This is a genomic window from Streptomyces sp. 13-12-16 (assembly GCF_002114215.1).
Classification (GTDB): domain Bacteria; phylum Actinomycetota; class Actinomycetes; order Streptomycetales; family Streptomycetaceae; genus Streptomyces.
Genome location: NZ_NCTE01000139.1, coordinates 1 through 5279, shown reverse-complemented (window position 1 = coordinate 5279; position 5279 = coordinate 1). Strand labels below are relative to the sequence as shown.

The window sequence follows — 5279 nt, the reverse complement described above, 5'->3', positions numbered from 1 at the left end:
GGCGGGGCCCCGTGGCGGCCTCGGCGTCGGTCCGGGCCGCCTCACTCGCCCGCGTACGCCTTCTCCAGGGCGGCGATGTCGAGCTTGCCCATCGACATCATGGACTTCATGGCGCGGTCCGCCTTCCGCCGGTCCGGGTCGCTGATCATCTCGGTCAGCCGCACCGCGTTGACCTGCCAGGAGACGCCGAACCGGTCCTTGAGCCAGCCGCAGGGGCCGTGTTCGCCGCCGCCCTCGACGAGCTTCTCCCAGTAGTGGTCGATCTCCGCCTGGTCAGCGCAGTCGAGCTGGAAGGAGATCGCCTCGTTGAACGTGAACTCGGGCCCGCCGTTGAGCGCGACGAACTTCTGGCCGTTGGCCGTGAACTCGACGGTGAGCACGGAGCCCTCGGCGCCGGGCGTGGCGCCGGTGTTGCGGACGATGCCGCCGAGGCTCGAGTTCTTGAAGACCGAGACGTAGAAGTTCGCGGCCTCCTCGGCCTGGCCGTCGTACCAGAGGCATGTGGTGAATCCGTCGGTGGTCATGATTACCTCCCGGGCGTGGAACACGGTCGTGAGTGTTGACCCGGCCCCGCCCCGGAACTCATCGGTGCGGCCCCGGACCGGTCCGGACGGCGGCACGGACGAGCGCTCTGCCCGTGGCGAATCTGCCGCGGGCAGAGATTTCCCCGCCGGCCCGGCGGGCCGGTCGAGAGTGGGGGCACGCGGTCGTCCCGGCCGCGTTCCAGCGACCTTCAGGAGCGCCGATGTCCCCGTTCACCGCCGGCCCGTGGCCGGTCCCGCTGCCCCGGGCCGAGGAGGGCGACACCCCGCCGACCCGGTTCGACGACCATCTCGCCTCCCAGCTCCTCGCGCAGCGCATCGTGCTGCTCGGCACGCAGGTCGACGAGGTGTCCGCCAACCGCGTGTGCGCGCAGTTGCTGGTCCTGTCCGCCGAGGACCCGCGCACCGACATCAGCCTGTACATCAACAGCCCCGGCGGCTCGGTCCACGCGGGCCTGGCCATCTACGACACGATGCGGCTGATCCCCAACGACGTCTCGACCCTGGCCATGGGCTTCGCGGCCAGCATGGGCCAGTTCCTGCTCTGTGTCGGCACGCCCGGCAAGCGCTACGCCCTGCCGAACGCGCGCGTCATGATGCACCAGCCGTCGGGCGGCATCGGGGGCACCACCGCCGACATCGAGATCCAGGCGGAGAGCCTGGAGTTCACCAAGCGGACCATCGAGCGGATCACCGCCGAGCACACCGGCCAGACCCCGGAGACCATCTCCCGGGACGGCGACCGGGACCGCTGGTTCACGGCCGAGCAGGCGAGGGAGTACGGGATGGTCGACCGGGTGGTGGAGTCGCTCGACGACGTCCGTCCGGCCGCCGGCCGGCCCAGGATGGGGCTGCGGTGATGGGGTCGTACACGATTCCGAACGTCGTCGAGCGCACCCCGCAGGGCGAGCGGTCCTACGACGTGTTCAGCCGGCTGCTGGCCGAGCGGATCATCTTCCTGGGGACGGAGATCGACGACGGGGTCGCCAACGTCGTCATCGCGCAACTCCTCCACCTGGAGTCGTCGGCGCCGGAGCGCGAGATCGCGGTCTACATCAACTCCCCCGGCGGCTCGTTCACCTCGCTGATGGCGATCTACGACACGATGACGTTCGTCCAGGCGCCGATCTCGACGTTCTGCGTCGGGCAGGCGGCGTCCACGGCGGCCGTGCTGCTGGCCGGCGGGGACCCGGGGCGGCGGTTCGTACTGGAGCACGCGCGGGTGCTGCTCGGGCAGCCCGCCACCGGCGGGACGCGCGGCACGGCGTCCGACCTGTCGCTGCGGGCCAAGGAGATGGTGCGGATCCGCTCCCAGGTGGAGGAGGTGCTGTCCCGGCACACGCACCACGACGTGGCGACCCTGCGGGCCGACATGGACCGCGACAAGGTGTTCACCGCCGAGGAGGCCGTGGCGTACGGCCTGGCCGACGAGGTGCTGGCCCGGCGCCTCGTGAGGGTGTGAGGCGCCGGGCGCGGGTCAGGCGGCCAGGCAGAGCCCGTCGTGCGCGGAGCCGGACGCTGCCCGGGTCGTGGTGACGGCCCGCCGGCCGGTGGCGCGGACCAGTTCCCCGTGGGCCCGGGTCAGCAGGTCGCCGAGGCCGAGGCCGAGCGCCCGGGCGGCGGCCGCGAGGACCTCCGAGGAGGCCTCCTTGCGGCCCCGCTCCACCTCCGAGAGGTAGGGCATGGAGATCCGGGCCGCGTCGGCGACGTCCTTCAGCGTCCGTTCCTGGGCGAGCCGCTCGCTGCGGAGCACGTCCCCGACGAGGTCGCGCAGCAGCGGCTCCCTGGGCGCGGGGGCCGCCGGGTCCGGCGGCGGGCCGGGGCGCAGGGGGATGACACGGGCACGGTCCGGCGCTGGGCCGGTCGACTCTTGACTGGTCACCTCCCCAGCCTAGGAATTCCGGCCCCGAGGGGAAGGGACCGGCGTTCCGCCCTGAGTGAAGGCGCTCCGGGGCGCGGCCCGAAGCGCCGTACGGGCCGCGCCCCCGTACCATCGGATGTACGAGTGACGACCGGTGCGCACCGCGGTTCCGATCCTCCCGGAACTCGGTGGGCATGGGTCCGCACGGCCTGGGTACCCGCAGGTCTCAGGCACATGTCAGCCGTGGCATCCGTGGGGAGAGGCAATGAGGACCGCCGTGATCCGGTCGCAGGCGCAGGTAGTCGAGCAGCACACCGAAGCCGTGACGGGTGACGGGGACCCGCGGGACGTGGTGGATCCGCGTGCCGTCGCCCCGCGCGACGCCAGGGAGCTGTCCCGCCAGTTCTTCCGCCGCATGGCGGAGCTGGAGGAGGGCACGCACGAGTACCAGTACGCGCGCAACACGCTCATCGAGATGAACATGTCCCTCGTCCGGTTCGCGGCCGGGCGGTTCCGCGGTCGCGGCGACGACATGGACGACATCGTGCAGACCGGCATGATCGGTCTGATCAAGGCCATCGACCGGTTCGAGCTGTCCCGCGAGGTCGAGTTCACCTCCTTCGCGCTGCCGTACATCGTCGGCGAGATCAAGCGCTTCTTCCGTGACACCACGTGGGCCGTGCACGTGCCGCGCCGGCTCCAGGAGCTGCGGGTCGAGCTGGCGAAGGCCCGCGAGGAGCTCGCCAGCCGGCTGGACCGGGAGCCCACGGTCGGTGAGCTGGCCACGCTGATGAACATCACCGAGCAGCAGGTCGTCGAGGGGCAGATCGCCGCGAACGGGTACAACTCGTCGTCGCTGGACGCCGCCCTCACCGGTGACGGCCCCGAGCACGGCGAGGCCGTGCTGGCCGACTTCATCGGCGTCGAGGAGGAGGGGCTGCGCCTCGTCGAGGACTTGCACTCGCTCGCCCCGCTGATGGCCGAGCTCAGCGAACGCGACCGGGAGATCATCCACATGCGGTTCGTGGAGGAGGCCACCCAGGCGGAGATCGGTGAGCGTCTCGGCTGCTCGCAGATGCACGTGTCCCGCCTGATCAAGCGGATCATCACCCGGCTGCGCGAGGGCATGCTGGGCGAGCTCGGCTGCGCCTGACCGGGCGGACGGCGGCGTGGCCGGTCAGGCGGCACCCAGGTCCAGTACCGCGCGTACGCGCTTGCCGACCGGCACGCGTTCGACGGTGACGTCCCGCGCCAGCGCGCGGACGATCTCCAGACCGTGCCGGCCGACGCGTTCGGGGTTGCGCGGGAAGACCCGGGGCAGGCTGGCGCTGCTGTCGTAGACGGCCACCGTGAGCACGGTGTCGGTGCCCTCCAGCTCCAGGATGTACGGCCCGTTGCTGTGCCGGTCCGCGTTGGTGACCAGTTCGCTCACCACCAGCAGCACCGCGCCGTCGGCCCGCTCGTCGATCGTGGCGCACCATTCGGTCCGCAACTGCTGGAGGAAGTGCGCGGCGAAACTCCGCGCCTCGGCGATGCACCCCGGCTCGCCGGTGAAGTGTGCCGTCCGCCGCAGCGGTTCCACGGGCACGTCGAAACCAGTCGGTATCACTGCCCCGTCCAGGTGGTAGGTCATGCTCGTTTCTCTCCGCGAAGCCGGGCCGGCCGGACGAATCTGCACCAGTCCTGGTACCCCGACTTCCGCGGTGCAGTCCACCTGATCGGTGTTCGCCCCCGCGGGGCGGGGAACCCGGGTTCCGCCGGGTTCGGCGGAAGGGGCGCCATGAACGGACTGACGGCGGTGCGGAGCCTGACGACGCTGCCCGTGGTGACGCTGGGCGGCGATGCCGTGGCGCATGTCAAGGACACGGTCTTCGACCCGGCGGCCGGGCGGATCGCGAGCTTCACCCTCACCGGCCGGACCCTGATGTCGGGCCCGCTGTCGCGGGATCTGCCCTGGCCGGCGGTGCACTGCCTGGGCCGTCACGCGGTGATGGTCCGCGACGAGGGGGCGCTGTGCGACCTGCCCCTGTCGGTGGCGCGCCGTGACGCCCTGCGCGGGCGGCTGCTCGGGGCGCAGGTGCTGACCGACGACGGCGACCTGGTGGGCACGGTGCTCGACGTGCTGGTCGAGGGCGGCACCAGCGGCCGGCTCGTCGCGTTCCGGCTCGCCGCGCACCGGGAGCTGGTGCACGGCTCCCGGCACCGCCGGCACCAGGTGTACGTGCCACGGGGCGAGGCCCTGAGCGTCTCCGGCCGGACACTGGTGATCCCGGCGCACGCGACGACGTACGTCACCGACGACCTGCCGGCCTTCGTCGCCCGGGCCGGGGCCCACCACGACCGTGGGAGGGGCGCGGCCCGATGATGCTGTTCTCACGGGTGCGCGGGCTGCCCGTCCTGACGCCGGGCGACGCGGACCGGGTCGGGGTGGTCCGCGCGCTGACGGTCGACGCGGCGTCCGGTGAGGTCACACATGTCCGGATACGGCGCGGGCGGCTGCGCAGGGAGGCCGTGGTGGCCTGGACCGCCCTGGGCGCGGTCGGCCCGGACATGCTGATCGCACGCCCGGCCGGCCACCCGGCCGAGGTCCCGCCCCACCGCGACCTGGTGGGGAGCAGGGTGCTCACCGAGTGCGGCGAGGAACGCGGCATCGTGCTCGACGCGGCGTTCGATCCGGTCACCGCCCGCATCGAGGCGGTCCTGACGACCCTCGGCGAGCTGCCGGCCGACCGCCTGCTGGGCCTCGGCGACCACGCCCTGGTGATCCGGACGGGCCACGGGCGTCCCGGTTAGGGTCTCCCGGCGGGCGGGGCGGGCCGGGGCTGCTTAGCGTGCAGAGGTGAGTTCACGCATCCCTTCCGGCCGCCCGGCCGCCC

Annotated in this window: 8 protein-coding genes; 5 read left to right on the top strand and 3 right to left on the bottom strand. The window is 72.5% G+C overall.

The genetic code is table 11. The features are described from left to right. Positions 1-41: 41 nt before the first annotated feature. Positions 42-524: a VOC family protein gene (locus tag B7767_RS06355; RefSeq protein WP_085571270.1), complete on the bottom strand. Its 483-nt coding sequence runs from the start codon at positions 522-524 to the stop codon at positions 42-44. A gap of 221 nt (positions 525-745) precedes the next feature. Between B7767_RS06355 and B7767_RS06350 the strand changes: the two genes are divergently transcribed. Beyond that, a complete protein-coding gene (locus B7767_RS06350) occupies positions 746-1402 on the top strand; it encodes an ATP-dependent Clp protease proteolytic subunit (protein ID WP_085571269.1) in 657 nt (218 codons plus the stop codon). After that, positions 1402-2004 carry a ClpP family protease gene (locus B7767_RS06345; RefSeq protein WP_085571268.1) on the top strand — a complete coding sequence of 201 codons (603 nt, stop codon included), beginning with the start codon at positions 1402-1404 and terminating at the stop codon, positions 2002-2004. Before B7767_RS06350 ends, B7767_RS06345 begins: the two co-directional genes overlap by 1 nt. A gap of 15 nt (positions 2005-2019) precedes the next feature. Here B7767_RS06345 and B7767_RS06340 read toward each other — a convergent pair whose 3' ends face one another. Continuing rightward, positions 2020-2424, bottom strand: a complete 405-nt coding sequence (locus B7767_RS06340; RefSeq protein ID WP_085571267.1) for a helix-turn-helix domain-containing protein — start codon at positions 2422-2424, stop codon at positions 2020-2022. A gap of 244 nt (positions 2425-2668) precedes the next feature. Between B7767_RS06340 and B7767_RS06335 the strand changes: the two genes are divergently transcribed. After that, positions 2669-3556, top strand: coding sequence for an RNA polymerase sigma factor SigF (locus B7767_RS06335; protein ID WP_085571266.1), 888 nt, complete (start codon positions 2669-2671; stop codon positions 3554-3556). Positions 3557-3580: 24 nt separating this feature from the next. On the opposite strand, the gene B7767_RS06330 is transcribed toward B7767_RS06335, so the two are convergent. Then, the gene (locus B7767_RS06330; RefSeq protein ID WP_085571265.1) at positions 3581-4036 is read right to left on the bottom strand and encodes an ATP-binding protein; all 456 of its coding nucleotides are present in this window, start codon (positions 4034-4036) and stop codon (positions 3581-3583) included. 147 nt (positions 4037-4183) lie between these two features. On the opposite strand from B7767_RS06330, the gene B7767_RS06325 reads away from it, so the two are divergent. Together B7767_RS06325 and B7767_RS06320 are read left to right on the top strand one after the other, a co-directional pair. Then, complete coding sequence (locus B7767_RS06325) at positions 4184-4768, top strand: PRC-barrel domain-containing protein (RefSeq protein WP_085571264.1); 585 nt, start codon at positions 4184-4186, stop codon at positions 4766-4768. Further along, positions 4765-5196: a PRC-barrel domain-containing protein gene (locus B7767_RS06320; protein ID WP_085571263.1), complete on the top strand. Its 432-nt coding sequence runs from the start codon at positions 4765-4767 to the stop codon at positions 5194-5196. The genes B7767_RS06325 and B7767_RS06320 overlap by 4 nt, the downstream gene beginning before the upstream one ends. Positions 5197-5279 lie beyond the last annotated feature (83 nt).